This window comes from Lentzea sp. NPDC003310 (genome assembly GCF_040610935.1).
In the GTDB taxonomy this organism is placed as follows: domain Bacteria; phylum Actinomycetota; class Actinomycetes; order Mycobacteriales; family Pseudonocardiaceae; genus Lentzea.
Map to the genome: position 1 here is coordinate 70,116 of NZ_JBEXNC010000025.1, position 25,430 is coordinate 95,545.

At 71.4% G+C, this 25,430-nt stretch carries 28 protein-coding genes; 18 read left to right on the forward strand and 10 right to left on the reverse strand.

All coding sequences use genetic code 11. The annotated features are described in order from the left end of the window. Positions 1–7: 7 nt before the first annotated feature. A complete protein-coding gene (locus tag ABZX02_RS38945; protein WP_355306295.1) occupies positions 8–655 on the reverse strand; it encodes a GntR family transcriptional regulator in 648 nt (215 codons plus the stop codon). Between the two features lie 100 nt (positions 656–755). Here ABZX02_RS38945 and ABZX02_RS38950 point away from each other — a divergent pair, with 100 nt between their 5' ends. The 10 genes from ABZX02_RS38950 (at position 756) to ABZX02_RS38995 (ending at position 10,584) form a co-directional block, all read left to right on the forward strand. After that, a complete protein-coding gene (locus ABZX02_RS38950; RefSeq protein ID WP_355306297.1) occupies positions 756–1,709 on the forward strand; it encodes an asparaginase in 954 nt (317 codons plus the stop codon). A 122-nt stretch (positions 1,710–1,831) separates the two neighbouring features. Continuing rightward, positions 1,832–2,122 carry a hypothetical protein gene (locus ABZX02_RS38955; protein ID WP_355306299.1) on the forward strand — a complete coding sequence of 97 codons (291 nt, stop codon included), beginning with the start codon at positions 1,832–1,834 and terminating at the stop codon, positions 2,120–2,122. A gap of 95 nt (positions 2,123–2,217) precedes the next feature. Beyond that, on the forward strand, positions 2,218–2,640 hold the full coding sequence (gene msrB / locus ABZX02_RS38960; protein WP_355306301.1) for a peptide-methionine (R)-S-oxide reductase MsrB: 423 nt from the start codon (positions 2,218–2,220) through the stop codon (positions 2,638–2,640). A 243-nt stretch (positions 2,641–2,883) separates the two neighbouring features. Beyond that, positions 2,884–3,765: a TIGR04222 domain-containing membrane protein gene (locus tag ABZX02_RS38965; protein WP_355306303.1), complete on the forward strand. Its 882-nt coding sequence runs from the start codon at positions 2,884–2,886 to the stop codon at positions 3,763–3,765. A gap of 88 nt (positions 3,766–3,853) precedes the next feature. Continuing rightward, positions 3,854–4,648: a TIGR04222 domain-containing membrane protein gene (locus tag ABZX02_RS38970; RefSeq protein ID WP_355306305.1), complete on the forward strand. Its 795-nt coding sequence runs from the start codon at positions 3,854–3,856 to the stop codon at positions 4,646–4,648. 9 nt (positions 4,649–4,657) lie between these two features. Then, entirely contained in the window at positions 4,658–5,359 is a 702-nt protein-coding gene (locus ABZX02_RS38975) for a TIGR04222 domain-containing membrane protein (protein ID WP_355306307.1), read from the forward strand. Further along, entirely contained in the window at positions 5,359–6,141 is a 783-nt protein-coding gene (locus ABZX02_RS38980; RefSeq protein WP_355306309.1) for a TIGR04222 domain-containing membrane protein, read from the forward strand. Before ABZX02_RS38975 ends, ABZX02_RS38980 begins: the two co-directional genes overlap by 1 nt. Then, a complete protein-coding gene (locus tag ABZX02_RS38985) occupies positions 6,141–6,959 on the forward strand; it encodes a DUF692 domain-containing protein (protein ID WP_355306311.1) in 819 nt (272 codons plus the stop codon). The genes ABZX02_RS38980 and ABZX02_RS38985 overlap by 1 nt, the downstream gene beginning before the upstream one ends. Next, positions 6,952–7,323, forward strand: a complete 372-nt coding sequence (locus tag ABZX02_RS38990; RefSeq protein ID WP_355306312.1) for a hypothetical protein — start codon at positions 6,952–6,954, stop codon at positions 7,321–7,323. The genes ABZX02_RS38985 and ABZX02_RS38990 overlap by 8 nt, the downstream gene beginning before the upstream one ends. A gap of 174 nt (positions 7,324–7,497) precedes the next feature. Then, complete coding sequence (locus tag ABZX02_RS38995; protein WP_355306314.1) at positions 7,498–10,584, forward strand: S8 family serine peptidase; 3,087 nt, start codon at positions 7,498–7,500, stop codon at positions 10,582–10,584. 36 nt (positions 10,585–10,620) lie between these two features. On the opposite strand, the gene hemQ is transcribed toward ABZX02_RS38995, so the two are convergent. The 3 genes from hemQ to hemE are packed head-to-tail and all read right to left on the reverse strand — an operon-like array spanning position 10,621 to position 13,798. Further along, on the reverse strand, positions 10,621–11,313 hold the full coding sequence (gene hemQ, locus ABZX02_RS39000) for a hydrogen peroxide-dependent heme synthase (RefSeq protein ID WP_355306316.1): 693 nt from the start codon (positions 11,311–11,313) through the stop codon (positions 10,621–10,623). 23 nt (positions 11,314–11,336) lie between these two features. Then, positions 11,337–12,764 carry a protoporphyrinogen oxidase gene (gene hemG, locus ABZX02_RS39005; RefSeq protein WP_355306317.1) on the reverse strand — a complete coding sequence of 476 codons (1,428 nt, stop codon included), beginning with the start codon at positions 12,762–12,764 and terminating at the stop codon, positions 11,337–11,339. Beyond that, positions 12,764–13,798: a uroporphyrinogen decarboxylase gene (gene hemE / locus ABZX02_RS39010; RefSeq protein WP_355306319.1), complete on the reverse strand. Its 1,035-nt coding sequence runs from the start codon at positions 13,796–13,798 to the stop codon at positions 12,764–12,766. Before hemE ends, hemG begins: the two co-directional genes overlap by 1 nt. Positions 13,799–13,870: 72 nt before the next feature. Between hemE and ABZX02_RS39015 the strand changes: the two genes are divergently transcribed. Further along, positions 13,871–14,413, forward strand: coding sequence for a DUF3000 domain-containing protein (locus ABZX02_RS39015; RefSeq protein ID WP_355306321.1), 543 nt, complete (start codon positions 13,871–13,873; stop codon positions 14,411–14,413). Here ABZX02_RS39015 and ABZX02_RS39020 read toward each other — a convergent pair. Beyond that, on the reverse strand, positions 14,410–15,552 hold the full coding sequence (locus tag ABZX02_RS39020; RefSeq protein ID WP_355306323.1) for a dipeptidase: 1,143 nt from the start codon (positions 15,550–15,552) through the stop codon (positions 14,410–14,412). The two genes, ABZX02_RS39015 and ABZX02_RS39020, sit on opposite strands and share 4 nt — an antisense overlap. 318 nt (positions 15,553–15,870) lie before the next feature. Here ABZX02_RS39020 and ABZX02_RS39025 point away from each other — a divergent pair, with 318 nt between their 5' ends. After that, a complete protein-coding gene (locus ABZX02_RS39025) occupies positions 15,871–16,524 on the forward strand; it encodes a response regulator transcription factor (RefSeq protein ID WP_181320591.1) in 654 nt (217 codons plus the stop codon). 70 nt (positions 16,525–16,594) lie between these two features. Then, positions 16,595–17,851: a ribonuclease D gene (locus ABZX02_RS39030; protein WP_355306325.1), complete on the forward strand. Its 1,257-nt coding sequence runs from the start codon at positions 16,595–16,597 to the stop codon at positions 17,849–17,851. Between the two features lie 40 nt (positions 17,852–17,891). Here ABZX02_RS39030 and ABZX02_RS39035 read toward each other — a convergent pair whose 3' ends face one another. Next, positions 17,892–18,827 (reverse strand): SDR family NAD(P)-dependent oxidoreductase, encoded by a 936-nt coding sequence (locus tag ABZX02_RS39035; protein WP_355306327.1) that lies wholly within the window; start codon positions 18,825–18,827, stop codon positions 17,892–17,894. A gap of 78 nt (positions 18,828–18,905) precedes the next feature. Here ABZX02_RS39035 and ABZX02_RS39040 point away from each other — a divergent pair, with 78 nt between their 5' ends. Next, the gene (locus ABZX02_RS39040) at positions 18,906–19,511 is read left to right on the forward strand and encodes a helix-turn-helix domain-containing protein (protein WP_355306329.1); all 606 of its coding nucleotides are present in this window, start codon (positions 18,906–18,908) and stop codon (positions 19,509–19,511) included. Here ABZX02_RS39040 and ABZX02_RS39045 read toward each other — a convergent pair. Next, on the reverse strand, positions 19,495–20,136 hold the full coding sequence (locus ABZX02_RS39045; protein ID WP_355306331.1) for a class I SAM-dependent methyltransferase: 642 nt from the start codon (positions 20,134–20,136) through the stop codon (positions 19,495–19,497). The genes ABZX02_RS39040 and ABZX02_RS39045 overlap by 17 nt on opposite strands. Positions 20,137–20,203: 67 nt before the next feature. Between ABZX02_RS39045 and ABZX02_RS39050 the strand changes: the two genes are divergently transcribed. Then, positions 20,204–20,794 carry a TetR/AcrR family transcriptional regulator gene (locus ABZX02_RS39050; protein ID WP_355306333.1) on the forward strand — a complete coding sequence of 197 codons (591 nt, stop codon included), beginning with the start codon at positions 20,204–20,206 and terminating at the stop codon, positions 20,792–20,794. Next, positions 20,791–21,279, forward strand: coding sequence for a GNAT family N-acetyltransferase (locus ABZX02_RS39055; protein WP_355306335.1), 489 nt, complete (start codon positions 20,791–20,793; stop codon positions 21,277–21,279). The genes ABZX02_RS39050 and ABZX02_RS39055 overlap by 4 nt, the downstream gene beginning before the upstream one ends. Before the next feature lie 98 nt (positions 21,280–21,377). Here ABZX02_RS39055 and ABZX02_RS39060 read toward each other — a convergent pair whose 3' ends face one another. Next, the gene (locus ABZX02_RS39060) at positions 21,378–21,596 is read right to left on the reverse strand and encodes a hypothetical protein (RefSeq protein WP_355306337.1); all 219 of its coding nucleotides are present in this window, start codon (positions 21,594–21,596) and stop codon (positions 21,378–21,380) included. Between the two features lie 53 nt (positions 21,597–21,649). On the opposite strand from ABZX02_RS39060, the gene ABZX02_RS39065 reads away from it, so the two are divergent. Both ABZX02_RS39065 and ABZX02_RS39070 read left to right on the forward strand, forming a co-directional pair. Continuing rightward, complete coding sequence (locus tag ABZX02_RS39065) at positions 21,650–21,775, forward strand: hypothetical protein (RefSeq protein ID WP_355306339.1); 126 nt, start codon at positions 21,650–21,652, stop codon at positions 21,773–21,775. A gap of 84 nt (positions 21,776–21,859) precedes the next feature. After that, on the forward strand, positions 21,860–24,100 hold the full coding sequence (locus ABZX02_RS39070) for a S8 family serine peptidase (RefSeq protein ID WP_355306341.1): 2,241 nt from the start codon (positions 21,860–21,862) through the stop codon (positions 24,098–24,100). A gap of 39 nt (positions 24,101–24,139) precedes the next feature. Here the strand turns inward: ABZX02_RS39070 and ABZX02_RS39075 are convergent, their stop codons facing one another. Together ABZX02_RS39075 and ABZX02_RS39080 are read right to left on the reverse strand one after the other, a co-directional pair. Beyond that, positions 24,140–24,880 (reverse strand): hypothetical protein, encoded by a 741-nt coding sequence (locus ABZX02_RS39075; RefSeq protein ID WP_355306343.1) that lies wholly within the window; start codon positions 24,878–24,880, stop codon positions 24,140–24,142. Beyond that, positions 24,877–25,383, reverse strand: coding sequence for a sigma-70 family RNA polymerase sigma factor (locus ABZX02_RS39080; RefSeq protein WP_355306345.1), 507 nt, complete (start codon positions 25,381–25,383; stop codon positions 24,877–24,879). Before ABZX02_RS39080 ends, ABZX02_RS39075 begins: the two co-directional genes overlap by 4 nt. Positions 25,384–25,430: the final 47 nt, after the last annotated feature.

A 25,430-nucleotide genomic window follows, 5' to 3' on the forward strand; every position in this document is an offset into this window, starting at 1 on the left:
GCTGAAGTTAGTGGGTCACGCTCGTGAGCATCTGGGCGCACACCCGCGAGAGGTGCCGCCGCATCACCGTCGAGGCCTTCGCCGCGTCACCGTCCGCGATCGCCAGGACGAGCTCGTCGTGGTCGTCCATCGACGCGCGCTGGTGCGGCGGGTCGTCGGCGAGGGCGCTGCGCAGCAGCACCACCCGTTGCTGCACGAGCCGCACCTGCTCGGCGATGTACGGGCTGCGGGCCGCGTCGAGCAACGACTGGTGGAACGCGAGGTCGAGCCGGTACGGGAACGGCTGGCCGGCCCGGTAGTTGCGGCGGCTCTCCGCGCACACGTCCTGCAGCCGCACCAGGTCGGCGTCGGTGCGCCGGGACGCGGCCAGCTCGGCCGCCGCGCACTCCAGGGCGGTGCGCAGCTCGAACAGCGCCCGGACGTCCTCGGGAGTCGCGTCGGGGACGAACGCGCCGCGGTGCGGCACCAGCGTCAGCAGCCCCTCGGACGCGAGGTGCCGGATCGCCTCGCGGAGCGGCCCGCGGCTGATGCCGAGCTGCTGCGCCACCTCGACCTCGTTGACCCGCGACCCGGCCGGGATCTCCCCGGTCAGCACCTGCTCGCGCAGGACGTCCACGGCCTGCCCGGCCAGGCTGAGGTGCAGAGGGGGTGTCACCTTCGTCTCCCGATCTGGACGGCACCGGCCGTCCTCCCGCTAAACTAGCGAACGTGTCAACTGTCGACAGTTGGCAGTTTCTACTTCCTGGAGGGGCGACATGGCGCACGAGGTTGTGGCGGAGGTCTGGCGGGGCGACTTCCTCGAGTCGGTGCACCACGGCACCGTCGTGGCGACCGACCCGTCCGGCACCGCCGTGGTGTCCGTGGGCCGCCCCGGCGACGTCTCGTTCCCGCGCTCGTCGAACAAGCCGCTCCAGGCCCTCGCCATGCTGCGCAGCGGCCTCGACCTCGACGGCGAGCTGCTCGCCCTGGCCTGCGCCTCGCACTCGGGCGAGGACTTCCACGTGGCCGGAGCGCTGCGCATCCTCGCCGCGGCCGGTCTCGGTGAAGAGGCCCTGCAGTGCACCCCCGACCTCCCGCTGGGCGAGCAGGCCCGCGCGCGGCACCTCGCCGCCGGGCTGGACGCGGCCCCGAAGTACATGAACTGCTCGGGCAAGCACGCCGCCATGCTCGCCACGTGCGTGGCCAACGGCTGGTCCACCCACGACTACCTCGACCCGGCGCACCCGCTGCAGGTGGCGACCAGGCGCACGATCGAGGACGTGGCCGGCGAGCCCGTCGCCCAGGTGGGCGTGGACGGCTGCGGCGCCCCGATCTTCGCCATCAGCCTCACCGGCCTCGCCCGCGCGTTCGGCCGCCTGGCGAGCGCCGCCGAGGGCACCCTCGAACACCGCGTGGCCACCGCCATGAACACCCACCCGGAGTGGGTGGGCGGCACCGGCCGCGACGTCACGGTCCTCATGGACGCCCTGCCCGGCGTCATCGCGAAAGACGGCGCCGAGGGCGTCTACGCGGTGGGTCTGCCGACCGGCGAGGGCGTGGCCCTGAAGATCGCGGACGGCTCGTCCCGGGCCCGCGCGGTGGTGGTCGTGGCGGTGCTGCGGCGGCTCGGGGTGGACGTGGACGCGGTCGAGGGGCTCGCCACGGTGCCGGTGCTCGGGCACGGGCGGGCGGTGGGCGCGGTGAAGCCGTCGCTGGCGCTCGCGAGCTGAGCAGGGCCTTGCCGGGGCGCCTGCCGCCAGGCGCCCCACACCCCTGGGCGAGTCAACCGTCACTCCCGCCCCCGCCGCCCGGCACACCGGGATGTTCACCCGCAGCCACTACGCTGGGAGTTATGGGCGATTCGAAGGACGAGAACGAGAGGTTCCAGGAGGAGCTGATCGGCCTCGACCCCCAAGACCCCGAGACCAGGGCGTTCGCCGACCATCTGGACAAGATGCAGCGGCAACGGCCCGGCTACACCGTCGAGGGGTACCTGGAGGGCGTGCAGGACTTCGCGGACTCCGCGAACCGCACGACGGGCCACCAGCGGCTCGTCGCCGTCATCGTCGTGGGCCTGATCCTGCTGGGCGTGCTGCTCACGATCTGGTTCGCGCTCGGCGACATCATCGCCATCATCTTCTGACCCGAACGACAAGCAGACCTTAACGGGGTCTTACGCCGACGCACCCCGGACGCCCGCCGGGAAGCCCTGGGCCCGCGCCGGAGTTATAAAGAGACATGGAACCTGTTGTCGGCGCCACCCCGAAAGTCGTGCGTTCCGAAGAGGAATGGCGCGCCCAGCTCAACCCCGCCGAGTTCGCGGTGCTGCGGCAGGCGGGCACCGAACGTCCGTGGACCGGCGAGTACACCGAGACCAAGACCGAGGGCCTCTACGAGTGCCGTGCCTGCGGGGCCGAACTCTTCCGCAGCGACACCAAGTTCGACTCGCACTGCGGCTGGCCCTCGTTCTTCTCGCCGCTCGCGGGCGACGCGGTGATCCTGCGCGAGGACCGCACGCTCGGCATGAAGCGCGTGGAGGTCCTCTGCGCGACGTGCCACAGCCACCTCGGGCATGTTTTCGAGGGTGAGGGGTACCCCACTCCGACGGATCAGCGTTACTGCATCAACTCCGTCTCCTTGAAACTCGTTCCGTCCGAATAGGAGACTGAGCCTCGGTCCGGTCACCAGGGCCGGACAGACCTGGGAGGCGCAATGATCTTCTCCACCGCCCTGCAGGGCACCGACGGCGAAGGCTCCGGCGGAGTCGACGGCGGCTCCTCCAGCTAGTCACCACGCGGCAGAGCCGCAACCCTAAGGCTTCGTCAACAAGGCTTGTGAGCCTGTGGCGCGGACCACACCATTGACCCACCGAAGCACATTCGGGGCAGTCAGGGGGTGGGTCGCATGCCGGAGCATTGGGGATTGACTGGGCCGGAGTTCCTTCAGCTGTACTGGGTCGGGCTGGCACTGGCCGTGCTGGTCGCGATCGCTGTCCGGGTACGCGTGCGGGCGGGCCACAGCAGCCAGCCCGTGCGCTCCCTGGACATGGACGAGCTCGCATATCTTGCGGGCGGTCCAAGGCGCGTCGTCGAAACTTCGCTCGCACGCCTGCTCACCGCGGGTGAGCTCAGGACTTCACGGCGTGGCACCGTCCAGGTCACGTCCGCGACGCAGTCGCTCAACGCGGTCGACCGCGCCGTCGTCACCGACGGCCAGCGCTACACCAACCGCACGGTCAACCTGATGATCCCCGCCGTCGCCAAGGACGACGTGGTCACGGCGATCGGCCGGCGTCTCGAGGACATGGGCCTCGTGGTGAACCCGGAGACCGCGAAAAGCGCGGTGCGCAAGGGATCCATCGCGCTGTGGGTGCTGCTCGCGGTGGGGGTCGCGCGCTGGATCAACGGCATCGCGGTCGGCGCGCCGGTCGGCTGGCTCACCGTGCAGCTCGTCGTCACGGGGCTGCTGATCCTGCTCCTCACGCGGCGCCCCCAGCACGTCCGCACCAGCAAGGGCACCAGCGTCCTGAACGTCGCACGCGACCGCAACACCAAGCCGCCGGGCAGCGTCGACGAGGTGATGTACGCGGGCGCCGCCGGCGCGGTCCTCTTCGGCGGCCTCGTCGTCTACCCGGACCTCGCGGTGCGGAGCTCGTTGCTCGCGTCGTCCGGTTCGGGCGGCTACACCGGTGGCAGCACGTGTTCGGTCGGTTCTTCTTCGTGTTCGAGCGGGAGCAGCTGCGGCGGGGGCGGCGGCTGCGGTGGTGGGTGCGGCGGCGGCAGCTGACCTGCCGTCCGGTCTTTTCAGGTAACGACAGGAACCCAGGGGTAGATCTCACGTCGAAGATGCGACGACACCAGTGAGGGGAGTGCTGATGTCCCAGTCTTCGACACCGCACCGCACCACGTGGACCGCGGAGGAGATCGGGTTCCTGTCCGGGGGACCGGGGAGGGCGGCCGAGGCCGTGCTCGCCCGGTTGCTGGACGGCGGTCTCGTGCGCGTCTCCCGCGAGGGCCTCGTGACCGCCGTCCACCAGAACGGTTACGGCGCCACGACTCCGCTGGAGGCGTACGTCCTCGCCGGACTGCACGGCACCGCCCGCCCGATCCGCCAGGTCGTGCAGGTGGCGATGACGAGCCACGAGATGGGCGCGCTGCACCAAAGCCTCGTCGACCGAGGTGTGGTGCACCGCCAGTTCGGCAGGCCGCGCGGTGGCAAGACCGCGTTGCGGGTCCTGCTGTTCCTGCTGGCGTTCGTCTCGGTGTTCGTCGCGTTCGCGGTCGACACCTGGCTGTTCCTGCTGACGGCGTCGCTGGTGCTCTTCGCGGTCCTGCTGCGCAACCCGGGCAGGCTCACCCGCAACGGCAAGACCGTGTGGCTGCACGCGTTGCGGAACCCGCGCAGCGGCGCGGACTCCGTGGCGTTGTTCGGGCTGCGCCGGGGCAAGCAGCGGCAGCGTTCGACGTCGTCCACTCCGTACGTCGTCAGCAGCGGGTGCGGTTCGTACGACTGGGACCACCACGGGTGCGGCGGCACGTCCAGCTGTTCCAGCGGTAGCAGCGGTTGTTCCAGCGGCAGCAGTTGTTCCAGCAGCAGTAGCAGTTGCAGCAGCAGTAGTTCGAGCTGTGGCAGCAGCAGTAGCAGCAGCTGCGGCAGTTCCAGCAGCTAGGGGGAACCGATGACGACATGGCTGTCCGCGGAGGAGGCCGGCTTCCTGACGGGAGGTCCCGGACGCGCGGCGGAGACGGTGCTGGCCCGGCTGATCGACCAGGGTCTGCTGCGCGTGTCGCGCGAGGGCCAGGTCTCGGCCGTGCACCGCGAGGACCGCGGCGCGACCACGTCGGTCGAGGCGCGGATGCTGTCCTTCGCCCGCGACTCCATCCAGTTCGACGCGCTCGTGCTGGCCACGAGGAACTGCACCGAGGTGGCCGAGCTCTACCGGCACCTGCTCGGCCGCGGGCTCCTGCGGGTCCCGCACCGGCGGTACGGGGACCGGTGGTTCTCGCTCGCGGTCGCGGCGGGGGCGACGGTGATCGGGTTCCTCCACTCCCCCGTGTTCTTCGTGGCCGCGCTGATCGCCCTGGGCTTCTTCGTCTGGCAGCACAACGGCGGGCCGGTCACCGCGGCGGGCCGCGAGGCGCTGCGGCAGGTGACCGCGAGCGACCGCGTGCACGCGGTGGCGTTGCACGGGTTCGACGGCAAGGACGTCGGCGCGCTCTTCGACCTGCCGCGGCGGGTCGTGAGGCCACTGCCCGTCAGGCAGGCCAGGACGGGACGGAGGACCACCTCATCCGGTGGCGGGTGTGGTTCGTCCCACAGTTGCGGCAGCTCCAGCTGCGGCGGCGGAAGCAGCTGCGGTGGCGGCGGAGGAGGAGACTGATGGCGGCACCGACAGCGGACCGGGGCACACGGGTGCCACCGGAGCAGATCGGGTACCTGGCGGGAGGTCCGGGCCGGGCCGCCGAGACCGCGCTGGCACGGCTGATGGACGCCGGTCTCGTGCGGGTGGCGCGCGAGGGGTGGGTCTCGACGGTGCACGAGACCGAGCTCGGCGAGACGACCGCCGTCGAGACGAGCATCCTGCTGCGCCTGAGCAAGCCCGTGCGGTTCGACTCGGTCGTGCGCCAGGCCGCGAAGAGCCCGGAGATGCGGGCGCTGCACCAGCACCTGCGCGCCCGCCGGCTGACCCGCAACGCCCGCCCGCGGCTCGCGGTGTGGTGGCTCTTCCTCGTGATCGGCGTCGTCCTGGGCCTGGCCGCCTTCCTGGAGCCGTGGACGCTCTTCGGAGCGGCGGGGTTCCTGGGCATCGCGTTCTGGACATATGGCGCGAAACCGCTGACGAGGGCGGGCCGTGAGGCGTTGCTCCGCGTGGACACGGGCAACAGGGTTCTCGCGGTCGCGGTGGAGGGGTTCCGCGGCAGGATCGGCAACCGGCCCGTCGGTGACCACTTCGGACTGCCGCAGAGCGTGGTCAAGACCCTGCCGCGCAAGGGCAAGCAGCAGCGCAGGCGCGCCAGGAGCGGCGCCGCGTCGTCGGCGGCGGGGTGTGGCGCGGGCTGCGGCGCGAGCAGTTGTGGCAGCAGCAGCAGTTGTTCGTCGGGCGGCGGCAGCAGCTGTGGCGGGGGCGGCGGAGGCTGTGGCGGCGGAGGTGGAGGCGACTGATGGCGGGGATCAAGGACCTGGGTGTCGGCATCGGCTGGCGTTCGGAGATCGACCTGACCGTGGAACGGCTGCCCGGCGTGGACTTCGTCGAGGTCGTCGCCGAGAACCTCCACATCGGACACCTGCCCGAGTCGGTGACCCTGTTGCTGGAGCGCGGGATCCCCGTGCTCCCCCACGCCGTGTCGCTGTCGCTGGGCGGTGCCGACGAGGTCGACCTGCACCGGGTCGAGCACCTGGGCGCGATCGCCGAGGCGGTCGGCGCGCCGATGGTCAGCGACCACGTCTGCTTCGTGCGCGCGGGTGGGCTCGACTCCGGTCACCTGATGCCGGTGCCGCGCACCAGGGACGCGCTCGACGTGCTCGTCGCGAACGTCAAGCTGGCGCAGGCGAACCTGCCCGTCCCGCTCGCGCTGGAGAACGTCGCGGCACTGCTCGAGTGGCCGGACGGCGAGCTGTCCGAGGGCCAGTTCCTCGCCGAGCTCGTCGAGCGCACGGACTGCTGGCTGCTCGTGGACGTCGCGAACCTCTACGCGAACGCCCGCAACATCGGCACGGACCCGGAGCGGTTCCTCGACGAGATCCCGCTCGAACGCCTGGCCTACGTGCACGTGGCGGGCGGCGAGCAGCACGGCGACATCTACCACGACACGCACGCCCACGCGGTGCTGCCCGAGGTCCTGGAGGTGCTCGACGAGCTGTGTTCGCGCGTCGCCCCTCCCGGCGTGCTGCTGGAACGCGACGACAACTACCCGTCGGACGCCGAAATCGAGTCCGAACTGACCGCAATTCGTGCGGTGGTGGACAAACATCGTGACTGAAATCGTGAACAAGACGAACCTTTCGTCCGCACGCGAAAGGCTTGCGGCCCAGCAGGCGGAACTGCTAAACGCATTGCTCGCCGACGGCCCCGCACCGGCCGGATTCGACGAACAACGACTGGCTGTCGAACGCCGCGCTTTGCTGTCGAAACGGCGCGGCATCGTGCGCATGCTCGGCCCCGCCGTCGCCGACGAGCTCGGCGACCGGTTCCGGCCGCTCTTCGACGCCTACGCCGTCGTCTACCCACGTCGCGCGGGGTCTCGCGCGCGCGAGGACGCCGCCGCCTTCGCGGAATGGTGCCGCGCGGCGGGAGAACTGCCAGAAAAGCGCAAGGCTCGCTGGAAGTTCTGGCGGTCGAACTGACGGTCGAATCGAACGGGGGCCAGAATCCCCCGTTCGGCCCTGTGTTATCGGGTTGTGACATCGATACGTTCGAAACGTCGGGGGACTTTTTCGCATTGCCTTCGCTTTGCCGCGGAAGGCCTTCCGGCCTGCGCGGACCACAGCGCGCAGAATTCGAAGCACGAGGGGATTCGAATGCGCGGAAAAACGAAAGTGCTGGGCGCCGTCACGGCGCTCGCCCTGACCGTGGCACCGGCCGCCACCGCGGCGGCCGCTCCACCCGCGGGCTCCGGCTCGCCGAAGGCGGTCGACGAGGTCACGCTCGTCACCGGCGACAAGGTCCTGCTGGGCCACGACCGGCAGGTCGTGGCGATCCAGCCCGGTGAAGGCCGCGAGCAGATGGCCTTCAAGACCTCCCGCACGGCCGACGGACACCAGGTGGTCGTGCCGGGAGACGCGTTCGGGCCCCTGGCGGCGGGCCGGCTCGACCGCAGACTCTTCGACGTCACCACGTTGCTGGAGTTCGGCTACCGCGACCGCATGCCGTTGATCGTGGACGGCAGGGCGAGGATCGGCGCCCGGTCGGCGGACGACTGGTCGGCGCTCAAGGCGGAGACGGCGACCGGGGACAAGGTCTGGCTCGACGGCATCCGCAAGCCGAGCCTCGACCGCAGCGTCGCCCAGATCGGCGCGCCGGCCGCCCACCGGAAGGGCATCACCGGCAAGGGGACCAAGGTCGCGATCGTCGACACCGGCGTCGACGAGAAGCACCCCGACCTCGCCGGTCAGCAGATCGCCGAGAAGAACTTCACGACCGACCCGGACAACACCGACAACGTCGGTCACGGCACGCACGTCGGGGCCACGGTCGCGAGCCACGACGCCGAGTACGGCGGCGTCGCGCCGGGCGCGCAGCTCATCGACGCCAAGGTCTGCGTCGAGTTCGGCTGCCAGGAGTCCTGGATCCTCGACGGCATGCGCTGGGCCGCCGAGCAGGGCGCCCAGGTGATCAACATGAGCCTCGGCGGCACGGACACCCCGGAGGTCGACCCGCTGGAGCAGGCCGTCAACGACCTGACGGCCCAGTACGGCACGTTGTTCGTCATCGCGGCGGGCAACTCGGGCTCGCCGGGCTCGGTGGGCTCACCGGGATCGGCCGACGCGGCCCTGACGGTCGGCGCCGTCGACCGCGACGACAAGCTCGCCAACTTCTCCAGCAAAGGCCCTCGCGTTGGAGACAGCGGCCTCAAGCCGGAGGTGACCGCACCGGGCGTCGACATCGTCGCCGCCAAGGCCGGCTCCTCCGACCACGTCGCGTTCAGCGGCACGTCGATGGCGACCCCGCACGTGGCGGGCGCGGCGGCACTGCTGCGGCAACAGCACCCGGAGTGGACGCCGGCGCAGCTCAAGTCGGTGCTCGCGACCACGGCCAAGCCCACCGAGGGCCTCAGCGCGTTCGACCAGGGCGCCGGGCGCATCGACGTGGCCAAGGCGATCGACCAGGTGCTCACCGGTGACGTGACGGTCAACCTCGGCCTGCACGAGTGGCCGCACGGCGACGACAAGCCCGTGACCAAGCCCGTCACCTACACCAACCCGACGGACGCGGTGATCACGCTCGACCTGGCGCTCAGGACGACCGCGCCGGCCGGCATGTTCACCCTGGCCGCCACGAAGGTCACCGTGCCCGCCAAGGGCACCGCGTCGGTGAACGTCACGGGCGACACCCGCGTCGGCACCCGCGACGCCGCGTACTCCGGCGAGATCGTCGCCACGTCCGGCACGCACACCGTCCGCACGCTCGTCGGCATCGACCGCGAGGTCGAGAGCTACACCCTCACGATCGACATGATCGGCCGGGACGGCGGGAACCCCGCGGACTCGTTCTCGTTCCTCATCGGCCTGGACAACAACACGTTCACGCCGCTGGGCGGCTCGGGCGACCTGAAGGTGCGGCTGCCCAAGGGCACCTACTTCCTCGACACGTCCCTGCCGAACGGCGAGCGCGGGTTCGACCTGCTCTACCAGCCCACGGTGAAGCTGACCGGCGACCTGACGATCACGCAGGACGCCCGCCAGGCCCAGCCGGTGTCGATCAAGGCGCCGGAGCAGACCGGTGACTTCACCGTCGGCGTGCTGAGCTTCCTGCGCACGTTCGGGGGACGGTCGCTCGGCGGTACGTTCTTCTCGTTCGGTGGCTTCGAGGGCATGGCCATCGCCCAAGGGGGCGGCCCGCTGCCGCCGGCCGAGCTGTCGTCGATCGCGTTGCTGAACGCCAACACCACGGCCGACCCGCACACGTTCTACCGGCTGGCGTACCCCGTTCCGGGCAGCTTCCCGATCGGCCTGGACAAGGCTCCCGCGAAGAAGGACCTGGCGAGGGTCGAGTCCACGATCGGCGGGCAGAAGCCGGACAGCCAGGCGCAGAAGGGCGAGTTCGCGGTCGACCCGAACGGCGTCGGCGGCGGCACCGCGCTCTACCCCGTCGCGCCCGGCGCGACCGCGGTCGAGTACCTGTCACCCGAGGGCGTGCGCTGGCAGTCCACGGTCATGACGCGGCACGCCAACGGGTCCCAGGAACGCGTCTCCTCCGGCGACCGCACGTACGCGGCGGGCAGGACCTACCGCGAACGCGAGGTGCGGCCGGTGTTCTCGCCGGGCCTGCCCGCGTCGCAGTACGGGTTCGTCGAGCGGTTCGGCTCGCAGTTCTACGTCGGCCCGCCGATGCTGAGCGACGGCAGCCACGGCACGGGCGCGTCCACTGTGGACAGCGCCAGGGCCGCCCTGTACCGCAACGGGGTGCTGCTCGGCGAGACGACCACGCCGGGCGGGTCGTTCACGGGCGTTCCGCTGGCACAGGGCGACTTCCGCGCCGAGGTGAGCCTCGACCGGAGCACGCAGTTCGAGTTCAGCACGAAGGTGGCCGCCGCGTGGACGTTCCGGTCGAAGGGCGTCGAGGGCCAGATCACGACGCCGTCGCTGCCCGCGGTGCGGTTCGAGCCGAAGCTCGACGACAACGGCGCGGTGCCCGCGGGTTCGTTGCAGCGCATCGGGTTGCTGACCCAGTCGCAGGGTGACGCGGGCAGTGTGCGCATCACCGGCGTCGAGTACTCGCACGACGACGGCAAGACGTGGCGCCGTGCGGGCGTGGTGGGCGGCAGCGCGCTGGTGTACCACCCGCTGAACGCGCAGTGGACCTCGTTGAAGGCCACCGCGAAGGACGCGAACGGCAGCACCGTCGAACTGACCGTGATCCGCGCCTACAAGGTCGCGGCGAGGTAGGAACCGGTGGCGGGGGTCCCGCGGACCCCCGCCCCGTCACGGCAGGTTGAGGACCAGCTCGGCGGCCGGGACGCGGGTGCCCGTGTAGAAGGGGATCTCCTCACGCACGTGCAGCCGCGCCTCGGTGCCGCGCAGGTGCCGCATCAGGTCGACGATGCGGTGCAGCTCGTCGGCCTCGAACGCGAGCAGCCACTCGTAGTCGCCGAGGGCGAACGACGCGACGGTGTTCGCGCGCACGTCCGGGAAGTCGCGGGCCTCCTTGCCGTGGTCCGCCAGCATCTTGCGACGGTCCTCCTCCGGCAGCAGGTACCACTCGTAGGACCGCACGAACGGGTAGACGCAGATGTACTTGCGCGCCTCCTCACCCGCGAGGAACGCGGGGATGTGGCTGCGGTTGAACTCCGCCGGGCGGTGCAGGGCGACCTGCGACCAGACCGGCGTGGAGACCTTGCCGAGCGGCGTGCGGCGGAAGCCCGTGTAGGCCTGCTGCACCTGCTCGATCTCCTCGGCGTGCCACCAGATCATGAAGTCCGCGTCGGCGCGCAGGCCGGCGACGTCGTACACGCCGCGGACGACGACGCCCTTGCCCTCCAACGCGTCCAGGTAGTCCTGGGTCTCGCTGGCGGCCGCCGAGCGGTCGTCCGGGAGCTTGCCGGGTTCGACCCGGAACACCGACCACATCGTGTAGCGGATGGTGTCGTTGAGCTCGTTGTAGTTCAAGCGCGCCATACGTCCATCTTGGCACGCGCCCCTCAACGGCGAACGCGGCCCAGCAGGTGTGCTGCGACACGGGCGGCGGCCGCGTCGCCGGACGCGATGCAGGCCGGCACGCCCACGCCGTGCAGCGTGGCGCCCGCCACGGAGAGGCCAGGCACGTCCGCGATGCCGCGTTCGATCGTGTCCACCAGGTCGACGTGGCCGACGCCGTACTGCGGCAGCCCGCCACCCCAGCGCTGCACCACGGAGTCGATCGGCGTGGCCGTGATCCCGGTCAGCTCGCGCAGGTCGTTGCGGACGGCCTTCACCAGGTCCGCGTCGCTGCGCTGCAGCAGCGCCGTCTCGCCGTGCCGGCCGACCGAGCCGCGCAGGATCACCGGCTCGCCGTAGTGCGCCCACTTGCGGCTGGAGAACGTGAACGCCTTGGCGGTGAACGGGGTGATGCGGTCGGCGTACCGCTCCCCCTCCGCGATCAGGATCCCGGACCGCTGCGGCAGTTCCGTGCCCGGCGGCAGGGCCAGCGCGACGACGGCCATCGAGGCGACCTCGACCTTGCCGTACGCGGCGGACACCTGCGGGGCGATCTCGTGCAGCAGCTTGCGGGCGGACGGCGCCGGGACCGCGAGCACGACGCCGTCGCACTCCAGGTACTGCGGGGTCGCGGCCGAGCCGATCTCGAGGCGCCACCCGTCGCCGAGCCACGACAGCACCCGCACGGGCAGGCCGAGCCGCACCTCGGGCCGCGCGACCTCGGCGAGCCGGTCGACGAGCGACGAGACGCCGTTCGCGAGCGAGGCGAACACCGGCGGGCGGACCGCGCGGGGCTGCGGCGGCGCGGGCATCATCATCGCGGCGGCCGCGAGCAGCGAACCGACGCCCTTGTCCAGCAGGGTCGCGATCTGCGGCATCGTGGCGCGCAGGCCGAGCTCGTCCGCCCGTCCCGCGTAGACGCCGCCGAGCAGCGGGCCGACCAGGCGGTCGGCGACCTCGGGGCCGAACCTGTCCTTCATCAGCGCGCCGACGGAGACGTCGCCGCCGCGGAGCTCGACGGGCGGCAGCGTCGGTTCCATCTCGACGCGCAGCGCGCCCTCGGACGACAGCACGGGCCGCACGGACTCGACGCTCGCCGGCACGCCCATGAACGTGTGCGCGGGGAGCTGCTGCGTGCGCCCGGCGGCGTGCACCGACGCCTTGGCGTCCGTGGGGTGCACGACGTGGTCGGCGAGCCCGACCTCGGCGATCAGCTCCTGCGCCTCGGGCTTGCGGTGCAGGAACGCCTCCGCGCCCACGTCGAACCGCACGCCCGCGAGCTCGGTCGTGCGGAGCTTGCCGCCGAGCCGGTCGGACTGCTCGACCACCGTGATCCTGGCGTCGGGGCCGAGCAGCATCCTCAACCGGTGCGCGGCGGCGAGCCCGGAGATGCCTCCCCCGACGACGGCGACGTGCGGCGCTCTCCCGTGCATTACAAGCTGTGGATCAGTTCGACGGTCCGGGTGATGATCTCCGGATCGGTGTCGGGGAGCACGCCGTGGCCGAGGTTGAAGATGTGGCCCGCCGCGGCCTTGCCCTCGGCGTGGATGCGGCGCACCTCGCGTTCGACGGCCTCGAAGCCCGCGAAGAACAGCGCCGGGTCGAGGTTGCCCTGCACGACCGGCTTCGGCAGCTCGGGGTGCGCCTGCTCGAGCCGCGCGACCGCCACGTCGAGCGGGATCCGCCAGTCGACGCCGACGACGTCCGCGCCGGCCTCGCGCATGGCGGGCAGCAGCTCGCCGGTGCCGACGCCGAAGTGGATGCGCGGGACGGTGCTGATCGTCTCCAGGACGCGCTTCGAGTGCGGCAGCACGAACTCGCGGTAGTCGCGCTCGGACAGCGCGCCCGCCCACGAGTCGAACAGCTGCACGGCCTGCACGCCCGCGTCGAGCTGCGCGTGCAGGAAGGCCGCCGTGACGTCGGCGATCTTCGCGAGCAGCGCGTGCCACAGCTCGGGGTTGCCGTGCATGAGCGCCTTGGTGCGCTCGTGGTTCTTGCTCGGGCCGCCCTCGACCAGGTAGCTCGCCAGGGTGAACGGCGCTCCGGCGAACCCGATCAGCGCGACCTGCGCCGGGAGTTCCTTGAGCAGCAGGCCGATGGCGTCCTGGACCGGCTGGACCTGCTCGGCGTGCAGCTCGGGCAGCGCCTGGACGTCGGCGAGCGTCCGCACGGGGTTCGCGACGACGGGGCCGGTGCCCGCGACGATGTCGAGGTCGACGCCGGCGGCCTTGAGCGGCACGACGATGTCGGAGAAGAGGATGGCGCCGTCGACCCCGTGCCGCCGGATCGGCTGCATGGTGATCTCGCAGACCATCTCCGGGGCCATGCACGCGTCGAGCATCGCGGTGCCCTGGCGCAGGGCGCGGTACTCGGGCAGCGACCGTCCCGCCTGCCTCATGAACCAGACAGGGGTGTGCGACGGGGTGCCGCCACTTGCGGCCACGAGGAGGGGGACTTGAGTGCTCATATCTCTTTCATGGTCCCACGTCCCGGCGTGCCGCCGTCACTCGGCCGGATTGCGAGGCATACAGTCAGTTGTGTGACCGAGCCGGAAATCTTCCGCCGGGCGGTGGGGACGCTCAAGTCGGTTCGCCACAGGCCCGAGATCGAACTCACCGAAGTTCGCCCGCCGCAACGGCTCGCTCCGTGGGCGTACGCGCTGACGGCTGAGGTCACCGGCCCGTCGGACGAGCTGTCGACCGGAAGGCTCGTGCTGCTGCACGACCCGGACGGCGACGAGGCGTGGGGCGGTGTCCTCCGCGTGGTGGCGTACGTGCGGGTCGAACTGGACCACGAGCTCGCGTCGGACCCGCTGCTGCCCGAGGTCGGGTGGTCGTGGCTGACCGAGGCGCTGGACCAGTCCGGGGCGGGCTTCACCGCGCTGGGCGGCACCGTGACGCAGACGTCGTCGGCGCGGTTCGGCGACATAGCGGGGCCGGCGCGCACCGACGACCTGGAGCTGCGCGCGTCGTGGACCGCGCTCGACGGGGAGCTCGCCGAGCACGGCACCGCGTTCTACGAGCTGATGGCGACGGCCGTGGGGCTGCCGCCGGTCGGCGTCACGCTGTTCGGGCAGCGCTAGTCGGCGTCCTTCAGGACCCGCAGGACGTTCGCGCCCGCGAGCTTGGCGAGGTCGTCCTCGGACCAGCCGCGATCGAGCAGCGCTCCGAAGAGGTTCGGGTAGGTCGAGACGTCCTCCAGGCCCTGCGGGAGCGCCCCGACGCCGTCGTAGTCGCCCCCGATGCCAATGTGGTCGACACCGACGACCTCGCGCGCGTGCTCGACGTGCGCGACGACGTCGTCGAGGGTCGCGGTGGGCGCCGGGTGGTCGACGACCCACTTCTCCCCGAACTCCTTGCGCTCCGCCATGTCGGCGTGGCTCTTGCCGGCCGCCGTCATGGCGTCCCGAAGGGCTGCGTCCCATTCAGCGAACCGGGGTGCGACGAAGCTCGGGACGAATGTGATCATGGCCACACCGCCGTTCGTCCGCAGCTTGATCAACACGTCGTCCGGAATGTTGCGCGGGTGGTCCGCAACCTTGCGGCACGACGAGTGGCTGAAGATGACGGGCTTGACGCTCGTGTCGAGCGCGTCGTGCATCGTGCTGGGCGCGACGTGGCTCAGGTCGACGAGCATGCCGATCCGGTTCATCTCGCGCACGACGTCGCGGCCGAAGTCGGTCAGCCCACCGTGTTCGGGCTGGTCGGTGGCGCTGTCGGCCCACGGGGTGTTGTCGTTGTGGGTCAGCGTCATGTACCGGACGCCCAGGCGGCGCAACGCGCGCAGAACGCCGAGTGAAGAGTTGATGGAATGTCCGCCCTCGGCCCCGAGGAGGGAGGCGACACGCCCGGACCGGAAAACTTTTTCGGCTTCCTCGGCGGTCGTCGCGATGCCCAGGTGATCGGAGTACCGCTCCGCCAGCTCGTAGACCAGTTCGACCTGCTCCAGCACGGCGGTCACCGCTGCGTCGCCTGCCAGCCTGCCGGGAATCCAGACGGACCAGAACTGCATGCCCAGACCGCCCTCGCGCAATTTCACGAGGTCCGTGTGCAGGCTGGGGTGACGTTCGGTCAGATCGATCTTGGCGGCGGTCTCGTAGACGTTCTCGCCCGTACCCTCGCCGAACTCGCGCAGGGCCCACGGCAGGTCGTTGTGGCCGTCGACGAGAGGGACGCGCTGCAGCAAGGCCCGCGCTCGTTCGATGCCGGAACCGCTAGGCACAACCAACTCCAAGATGTCGTTCTGAGAGGGGCTCGCGTTACACCCCCTATCTAGTTGTCATCCAATCGTGTGACACATGAGGCCATCTGTCACAACTCAATAGGGATAGATACCCGATTGATCGTCCCGTAGACCCGCATGGGCGGCTACGCTGCCCCAGACGACACCACTTTCGGTCGATCAGTGGCGCGGCTGATTGGACGAAAGTCTCCGGTGCCGGTCGGGGGGCACGACCGACTCCAGGGAGGTAGTGACGTGGCTGCCGTCGGCTTAGGTCAGGCCGTTCGTACCACGCCAGCCGGCTCGTTGCCGGCGAACATGGTCCCGCACCCGCGGGAAGAGCTTTTTTCAGTGCTGGTGGTCGACGACCACCCACTGCTGAGGGAGGCGATATCAGCTCGGCTCACCCAAATGGGAGCCGGGACAGTGCATGAGGCCGCATCGGTGGCAGAGGCTCGGGCGCGGGCACTTGCAACCGGTCCTTGCGACCTCGCGATCCTTGATCTGGGCCTGCCGGATGGCACCGGCATCGACCTGGTCACGGAACTCCGTGCCCAGGGCTGGCCCCGCATCGTGGTCCTCGCATCCTCCGACGACCCCTACGCGGTCAGGTCGGCCTTCCAGGCGGGCGCCCAGGCGTACCTCCTGAAGTCCGCCTCGCCGATGGTGGTCACCGACGGGGTGCGCAGGGTCCTCGACGGCGGCGTTTACGCAGATCCGAGCGTGGCACCAGTACTCGCAGCGGGTACTCGGGTGCCGGGCACGGACAACACGCCGCGGGAACTCTCCGCGCGTGAGGTCGAGGTGCTCCAGCTGGTCGCCGATGGCCAGAGCAACAAGGAGATCGGCGAGGCTCTGAGCCTGTCCGCGTTGACGGTGAAGTCTCACCTGTCGCGGATCGGCCGGAAGCTGGGCACAGGAGATCGCGCTCAGATGGTCGCGCTGGCCATGCGTGCCGGCGTGATCCGTTAGATACCGGTTTGAAGCACTGAACCGGCCGAGAACACCTGTGAGTGGTGCGATCGTCGTAGGGTCATCCGCTGTGGATGTACCCGCCGACGAGCCAACCGCACCAACCGGACCAGAACCGGTACCGCTGACGGAACCTGCTGATGGGGTCCCGCCCGTGGTCGCCGATCCAGCTGCGCTCCGGCGAGCCGCTGACGCGCTCGCCGGGGCGAAGGGCCCGGTCGCGGTGGACACCGAGCGAGCCTCGGGCTACCGCTACTCACAGCGTGCCTATCTGGTGCAACTGCGCCGGGAAGGCGCCGGCACCTGGTTGGTCGATCCGATCGCCCTGGGCGGACGGATGGACCCGCTGGTGCAGGCCCTGGAGGGCACTGAGTGGGTGTTGCACGCGGCGTCTCAGGACCTGCCGTGCCTCGCCGAACTCGGTCTCCGTCCCGGCGTGCTGTTCGACACCGAGCTGGCGGGCAGGCTGGCTGGGTTCGACCGCGTCGCACTGGGCACGCTGGTGGAACGGCTACTCGGTTACAGGCTCGAGAAGGGGCACGGCGCGGCCGACTGGTCGCGCCGGCCCCTTCCTGCCGATTGGCTGACGTACGCCGCTCTCGACGTGGAGCTGCTCGTGCAGCTGCGCGACGTCCTCGAAGCCGAACTGGAGCGCCAGGGCAAGCTCGCCTGGGCGCTCGAGGAGTTCGAGGCGGTCCGGACGGCGCCGTTGCCGCGCCCCCGCACCGACCCCTGGCGCCGCACCTCGGGCATTCACCGCGTGCGCAACCAGCGGCAACTGGCCCTCGTGCGTGCGCTGTGGGAAGCCCGCGACGCCGTGGCCCGTGAACGTGACATCGCTCCCGGCCGGGTCCTGCCGGACTCCGCCCTGATGGAGGCGGCCGCCCGCAACCCCGCGAACGAGGCCGAGCTGCTCGCCCTGCCCGTGTTCCGGGGTCGTTCCCAGCGCCGCATGGCCGGCACCTGGATGAACGCCCTGCGCAAGGCCGGTGCGTTGACCAAGGCGGAGCTCCCGGAGCCCGCGGGCCAGCACGACGGCCCGCCGCCGCCCAACCGCTGGGCGGACAAGGACCCGGACGCCGCGGCCCGGCTCGCCGCGACCCGTGCTGCACTGGCGGCCATCGCCGAGGCCAACACCCTCCCGGTGGAGAACCTGCTGCTGCCCGACCTGGTGCGCCGCACCTGCTGGCAGCCGCCCGCCGACGTGTCACCCGAGTCCGTGGCCTCGGTGCTGCGCGACGGAGGGGCCCGGTCGTGGCAGATCGAGCTCACCCGGGACGCGCTGGCCAAGGCGCTGACCGCGACGGCTCCGACCCCGTCCGACTGATCTCACGTCCGCTAGAGGCTCTAACCAGCACGAGAGCCTCTTACTGAAGCTGTGCGTTGACGACGGCCTCGACGTCCTCGCGCCGGGACAGACCCAGCGCGCCGCCGAGTGCCGTCGTCAACGCGTCGAAGGGGTCCTCCGTCTCGACCTCGGCCAGTGCGTCGGCCAGTCCGGCGACGGTCCACGGTTCGGCACTCTCGACGCGCGGCCCGAGCGTCCAGCCGCGGTTGACGGCCACGGAGCCGCCGCGCACCGACAGCACCTGCCCGGTCAGCGGACAGCCGTCGCCGGCCAGGTAGGTGACGAGCGGGGCGACCACCTCGGGTCCGGACAGGCCGTCGCCCGGCACGGCGGTGGTCAGCCGGGTGCGCACCATCGACGGGCTCACGCAGTTGACCCGCACCCCGAACCGGCGCAGCTCCAGCGCGTGCACGGTGGTCATGGCCGCGACGGCCGCGTTCGCCGCCGCGTAGTTGGACTGCGTCGGCAGCGGGTTGAGCAGCCCCGAGCCGGACGCGGTGTTGACGATCGCCCGGTCGGCCCGGTCGCCGGCCTCGTACCGCGCCCGCCAGTGCGCGGCGGCCCAGTGGCTCACCGCGAACGTGCCCTTCAGCTTGACGGCGACGACGTCGTCGAACTCCGCCTCGGTGAGCCGTTCGAGCCCCTTGTTGACCTCGGTCGTGGCGTTGTTGACGACGGCGTGCAGGTCGCCGAACTCGCCGACCGCCCGCTCGACCATGCGTCGCGCGTCCTCCCACCGGGCGACGCTGCCGGTGTCGGCGACCGCCCTGCCTCCCCGCGCCCGGATCTCGTCGACGACGGCGGCGGCGGCGACACCCTCGTCACCACCGCGCCCGTCGATCTCGACGCCGGGGTCGTTCACCACGACGTTCGCGCCGGCAGCCGCGAGGTGCAGCGCCTCCGCCCGCCCGATCCCCCGCCCCGCACCGGTCACCAGCACCGTCCGTCCGATCATGTCCACCCCTTCCTTAAGTGCACTCAGTGCATCACTATACTGAGTGCATTAATTATCGGAGTGCACTAAGCTCGGTCCGTGCCAGACGACCCCGGACGCCGTGAACGCAAGAAGCAGGCCACCCGCCAGGCCCTGGTGGCCGCTGCGGTCCGACTCTTCGCGGACCGGGACTACGACGAGGTGAGCGTCGCCGACATCGCGGAGGCCGCCGACGTCAGCAAACGCACGTTCTTCCTGCACTTCCCCACCAAGGAGGACGTGCTGCTGGCCGACGGCGCCGGCCGGGCCGCCCTGGCCGTGCGCGCCGTCGAGGAACGCGCCCCCGGCGCCCCGCTGTCCGAAACGCTCGCCGCCGCCGCGGACCGGATGATCACCAGCGCCGAGGCCGACCTCCCGACCGGCCTGGCCGCGTTGCGCGCACGGCTGGTGGTCACGTCTCCGGCCGTGCAGGCCCGCGTGCTGCACACGACGTTCGCCGCGCAGACCCGCATCACGGCGGCCGTGCGCGACGCCTACGACCTGGACGACGTCACGGCCGCCGCCCTGGTCGGCGCGCTGATGGGCGCCATCAGCGCCGCGACGATCACCAGCCTCGAACGCGGCGACACCCCCGAGGAGACCCTCGCCGCCATGCGCACCGCCACGTCGGTGGCGCTGCGCTGCGCGGTCACGCCCGGCAGCTGATCTCCATGCCGTCCTCGACGGGGAACGCGACGCTGACGTACCCGTTCGCCGGATCGCGCACGTACCGGAGGTAGTCCGCCATCGACTCCTGGTCGATGTCGTCGGCGACGACGAGCGCACCGGGCGCGAGCCGGGGCTCCAGGTCGCGCAACACCGGCAGGCACAGCTCCTTCCACCCGTCGAGCAGCACCAGCCCGATCGGCCCCGGCAGGTCCGCCAGCGTCCGGCGGGCGTCGCCGGGCAGGATCGTCGCGACCCCGCCGAGCCCGGCCTCGTCGAGGTGCCCGCGCGCCGCCGCGACCTTCACGGCGGACATCTCCGTCCCGTAGACGTGCCCGCGCCCGTTGTCCGCGACAGCCGCCGCCAGGTAGAGCGTCGAGATCCCGAACGACGTCCCGAACTCGACGACGGTCTCCGGCCGGCCCGACCGCACCAGCCCGTACAGCAGCTCCCCGCCGCTGGCCGAGATGGGCATGTACACCGCGGCCAACGCGTCGGCCCGCTCCTGCGCGCTCTCGGCCCGCACGACGTCCCGCGGCGCCTCGAAGTGATCGTCAGCCGCTGCCTGCCCGAAGAGCCGCTCGAGCACCGAACGCACCCGCGGCTCGTGCAAAGTGATGGTCATGTCAGCCAGAGTAGACGCAACGTTGCGTCTAGACTAGCCCTGGCTACAGTACGGCCGGGAGGTGGCGATGAGGAGCACCACGCATCGCGGAAACCGGCACGGCCGCAGCGAGGAGGCCCGCCAGGCGGTCCTGGAGGCGGCCGACGACCTGCTGGCCGAGAAGGGCTTCGCCGGCGTCACGATCGAGGGCATCGCCGCCAGGGCCGGCGTCGCGAAGCAGACGATCTACCGCTGGTGGCCGTCCAAGGTCGACGTCCTGCTGGAGGCGTTCGGCGAGGACATGGCCGACGCCCTCACCCCACCCGACACCGGCGACCTCGCCACCGACCTGCGCACGCACCTGGCGAACCTGGCCGAGTTCCTCACCACCTCGGACCCCGGCGCCGTCTTCCGCGCCCTGACGGGCCAGGCCCAGCACGACCCCGCCCTGGCCACCCGCCTGCGCGACGACCACCTGACCCACCAGCGCGAGAGAGACCTCCTCCCCCTGCACCGCGCGATCACCCGCGGCGACCTCCCACCCGACCTGGACACCGACACGGCCCTGGACCACCTGGTCGGCCCGGTCTACTACCGCGTCCTGGTCACCGGCGCCCCGGTCCCCCGCCCGTTCACCGACGACCTCGTCGCCGCCTTCCTGGACCGCCACCGCCGATGATCACCACACCCCGCCTGGACCTGCTCCCGCTGACCGCGGACCACGCCGCCGAGATGGCGGAGGTCCTCGCCGACCCGGCGCTGCACACGTTCACCGGCGGCACCCCGCTCACCCCGCAAGCCCTCCACACCCGCTACGAACGCCTGGCAGCGGGCTCCCCCGACCCGGCGGCCCGCTGGCTGAACTGGGTCATCCGCCTCCGCGACGCCGGCTGCCTGACCGGCACCGTCCAGGCGACGATCACCCTCGCCGACCGCACCGCCGAGATCGCCTGGGTCGTCGGCACGCCGTGGCAGGGCCGAGGCATCGCCCGCGAGGCCGCGCAGGGCCTCGTCGCGTGGCTGCGCACCCAACCGGTCGACACGGTGATCGCGCACGTCCACCCCGACCACCACGCCTCGGCATCGGTCGCCGCCTCCGCCGGCCTCACCGCCACCGACGAGGTGCACGACGGCGAGACCCGCTGGCTGCTCCGCCTCCCCTGACGAACTCCCGCAGCCCTCCATGCCCGAGCCCTTGCAACAACACGTTTGTCGTCGTCGGCAAAAGAGTCATTGCTAAGCCGCAGCTCACAGGGGTCGCCTCAGCCGGACATCCGCTCGCCGAGCCGCCGCGCGAGGTCGGCGACCTCGTCGTCGGGCAGGTCGAGCACCCCGCGCGAGGCTGCGAAGACGGCGATCTGCTGATCTTCGTAGGGCACGCCGGGCGGCAACGGCGCGAGGTGCCAGTGCACGTGCCGGTTGGCTTGCTGACTGCCGAGCGACAGCACGTAGAGCCGTTCCACGGGCAGCAACGACGTCAAACGCCGTACCCGCCCGGTGCACGACCCGCTGGATCGCGGCGTACTCGTCGGGCGTGAAGTCGGTGACGGCGTGCTCGCGGTGCTCGACCGGCGCGACGAGGAAGTGCCCGAGCACCGACGGGAACCTGCTCGCGAAGACGATCGCGACGTCGTCGCGGTGGGCGACGTGGTGCGCGTAGTCCGGGTTGCCCGCGAGCAGTTCGCAGATGAAGCAGGCCCGGCGAGCGAGCTCGAGGTAGGCGTCGGGGTCCCTGCTCGACCCGATGGAAATCCTGATCAACCGGCTCTCGCAGGAGACCGGCACGCTGTTCGTGATCGCGTCGGGCAACGCCGGACCGAACTCCGTCGGGTCTCCCGGCAGCGCGGACGCCGCTCTCACCGTCGGTGCCGTGGGCCGCGACGACGTGCTCGCGGGGTTCTCCAGCACCGGTCCGCGCAACGGTGACGGTGCGATCAAGCCGGACATCACCGCGCCCGGTGTCGGCATCGGTGCCGCGGCGGCGGGCCGGCTCGGTGAGACCAGGCCCGGCCCGGCGGAGGGCTACATCTCGCTCGACGGCACGTCGATGGCGACCCCGCACGTCGCGGGCGCGGCGGCGATCCTCGCCCAGGCGCACCCGGACTGGCGGGGCGACCAGCTCAAGGCCGCGCTGACGGCGTCGGCGAAGCCCGGCGCGCACACCCCGTTCGAGCAGGGCAGCGGACGCGCGGACGTCGCCAATGCGATCAGGCAGACCGTCACGTCCGGCCCGGTCTCCTTCGGCACGGCGCTGTGGCCGCACCACGACGACGTCCCAATGACGAAGGACGTCGTCTACCGCAACGAAGGCGACCAGCCCGTCACCCTCACGCTCAAGGTCGACACGACGGCACCGCAGGGCTTCTTCACGCTCAAGGACACCTCTCTGACCGTGCCCGCACACGGCACGGCCACCACCACTCTGACCGCGGACACCCGCCTCGGCGGTGACGCGTCCGGCACGTTCAGCGCGTACGTCGACGCGAGCGGCGGCGGCCAGTCCGTTGTCACGCCTGCGGCCGTGACGCGCGAAGCAGAGCGGTACACCCTCACGATCAAGACGATCGGACGTGACGGCAAGCCCGCCGCGAACTGGGGCGCGAGCCTGCAGGGCGTCACCGGCGAGGCGAAGGGCGCCTTCGCCGGGCTCGGCACGGGCCTCGAGTCGCTGCGCGTCGCCAAGGGCCGCTACCTGCTCGACGGCCACGAGTGGGTCCGTCCCGACCAGCCGAACCCGTACTACAGCTGGTTCAGCGGCACGAACATCGACATCAAGGCGGACACCACGATCACGCTCGACGCCCGCCAGGCCAAGCCCGTCGACATCGCGCTGCCGGGCAAGCCCACCGAGCGCCACTCCTACATCCGCGTCGGCCACAAGATGCCGGACATGGAGTACGGCTTCGGCCTGCTCGGCGTGCCGCTCAGCGTTCTCGGCACCGCGCACGTCGGTCCCGAGGGCAGGTCCGGCGAGATGAACGAGCTCGTCATCGCCTCCTACACGGGCGCGGACCGCGAGGAGTTCCACGTCGTCGACCAGAACACGACGCTCACGAAGTTCTGGACGGGCTACCGCAAGCACCTGAAGTCCAAGGACCTCGTGTTCGTCGAGGCCTCGGTGGGCACGACGGCACCCGGCCGCACCGGGTACGTCCACGCCCAGGCCGAGGTCGGCGACAGCCCGCTGTTCGGGGTCGCGTTCGGCCACGCGTTGCCGCACAAGCGGACGCTCGGCCTCTACTCGCCCACCAACACCTGGAGCTTCCGCTTCGAACAGGACAGCGGCGACACCACCGAGGCGTGGTGGAACGCGGAGAACGAGCAGTTCAAGCCAGGGCGCACCTACCAGCGGACGTTCGGCACCGGCGTCTTCGGCCCGGCCCTGACGGACGAACGCCGCGTCGGCCTCTACCGCGACGGCGACATCCTCTTCGGCAGCCTGCCGTTCTTCGCGGACGGCAAGGGCCGCTCCGGCGGGTCCGTCGTGGACTCGGGGTCGACGGTGCTGAAGCTCGGCGGCAAGGTGGTCGACTCGACCGACCGGCCGCTCGACCTGGAGACGTTCTTCTCGCTGCCGTCCGCTCCCGGCCGGTACGAGCTGACGACCACGGCGAACCGGTCGGGCGTCGCGGCGATCAGCACCTCGGTCACCACGACGTGGGGCTTCGACTCGGCCACGACCTCGGGCGTCGCGCAGGTGCCGTTGTCGATGGTCCGGTTCACGCCGGAGCTGGCGCTCGACGGCACGCTGCCGGCGCACCGGGTCCAGCGGATCCCGCTGACCGTGCAGGGAAAGACGAAGTCGCTGACCGCCCAGGTCTCCTACGACAAGGGCGCGACCTGGCAGAAGGCGCTCGTCTTCGGCGACGCGCTGCTGGTGGTCAACCCCGGCCGCGGCGGCAGCGTCTCGCTGCGCGCCACGGCCGTGGGCAAGGGTGGTGACACCGTCACCCAGACCGTGATCAACGCCTACCTGACGAAGTAGCCGCCGAACGGCGATGCGCTCCCCGAGGCGCATCGCCGTTCACCTCTTCGGGAACGCCTCGTCGTACACGGCGCGCAGCGCGGGTTCGTCGATGCCGCTGTAGCCGCACCCCATCACCTTCAGGTCGCTCGCCGCGACGAGGTATCTCCGGCCGACCTCGGGCTCGAACCCGGCGAGCACCGGCCCGCCGGTCGCGTTCCTGACCTCGACGAGATCGGCCTCGCCGGCCCACGCGCGGTGGACCTGCAACGTCACGACGTTGCCCTCGAGCTTCAGCACCGTCGCCTCGAAGGCCATCTGGGCGCGCTCCGCGAGCACCGCCGCCTCGGGAGCGCGGCACCGGACGTCCGGATCGGCCGGCACCTCCGCGAGCACCGCGACCGTGGTCTTGCGCCCCTCGGACGACGTGGTGGCAGGGGGAGCCGACGATGTCGTCGTGCCGGGTGGCGGCGCGACGGTCGTGGTCAGCCGCCCACCACTGGTGTCGGGCAACCCCGACCCGTTCTCCAGGCCGGCCTGGGTCGACGTCGGCAACGCGACGTCCGGTGGCGGCGCCTGCTCGGCCCCACCCCCGTTCAGCACCAATACCCCGGCCACCACGGCGATCACCGCAGCGGCGCCGACCAGCACCGGCAGCCGGCGCGAGGAGAACCTCGGCGCGGCGGGAACGTCGAGCGCGGCCCCGGCCACCAGCCGGCGCGCCTCGTCCTCGGGCAACGGGCGCAACGACGCCGCCGGATCGGCGCGGCGCATCCGGTCGCGCAGGTCGTCGTCGGTCATGGCCGCTCTCCTTCCGCCTGCTCGTCCAGCAGGGACTTCAACTTCCGGCGCGCCCGGTGCAGGCGGATGCTGACCGCGTTGGCGCTCAGGCCGACGACCTGGGCGATCTCGGCGGGACCGAGCTCCTCCCACGCCCACAGCCGCACGAGTTCGGCGTCCGCGGACGACAGCCGCGCGAGCGCCCTGGCGAGCCCCGGATCCGGGTCGTCCCGGGCGGGCGCGTGCTCGGGCGGTCTCGCGAGCTGCCAGATCCGCACCAGCAACCGGTCCTGCCTGCGCCGCGCCCGGTCCGCGTTCGCGAGGCAGTTGCGCGCGACCGCGTACGCCCAGGCGAGCGGTTCGGCCGGCATCTCGGCCCGCCGCCGCCACGCCACCAGCAACGTCTCGGACAGCACGTCGTCCGCGGTCGCCGCGTCGGTCCGCCGCGCCAGGTACCGGCGCAGCGGCTCGATCAGCTCCTGCGCGACGGCCTCGAACCCCGTCTGGCGCGGTTCCACGTCCACCTGCTCCACCCCGGGTCATGTCCGGCAGGACGCCCGCTCTTTCACAC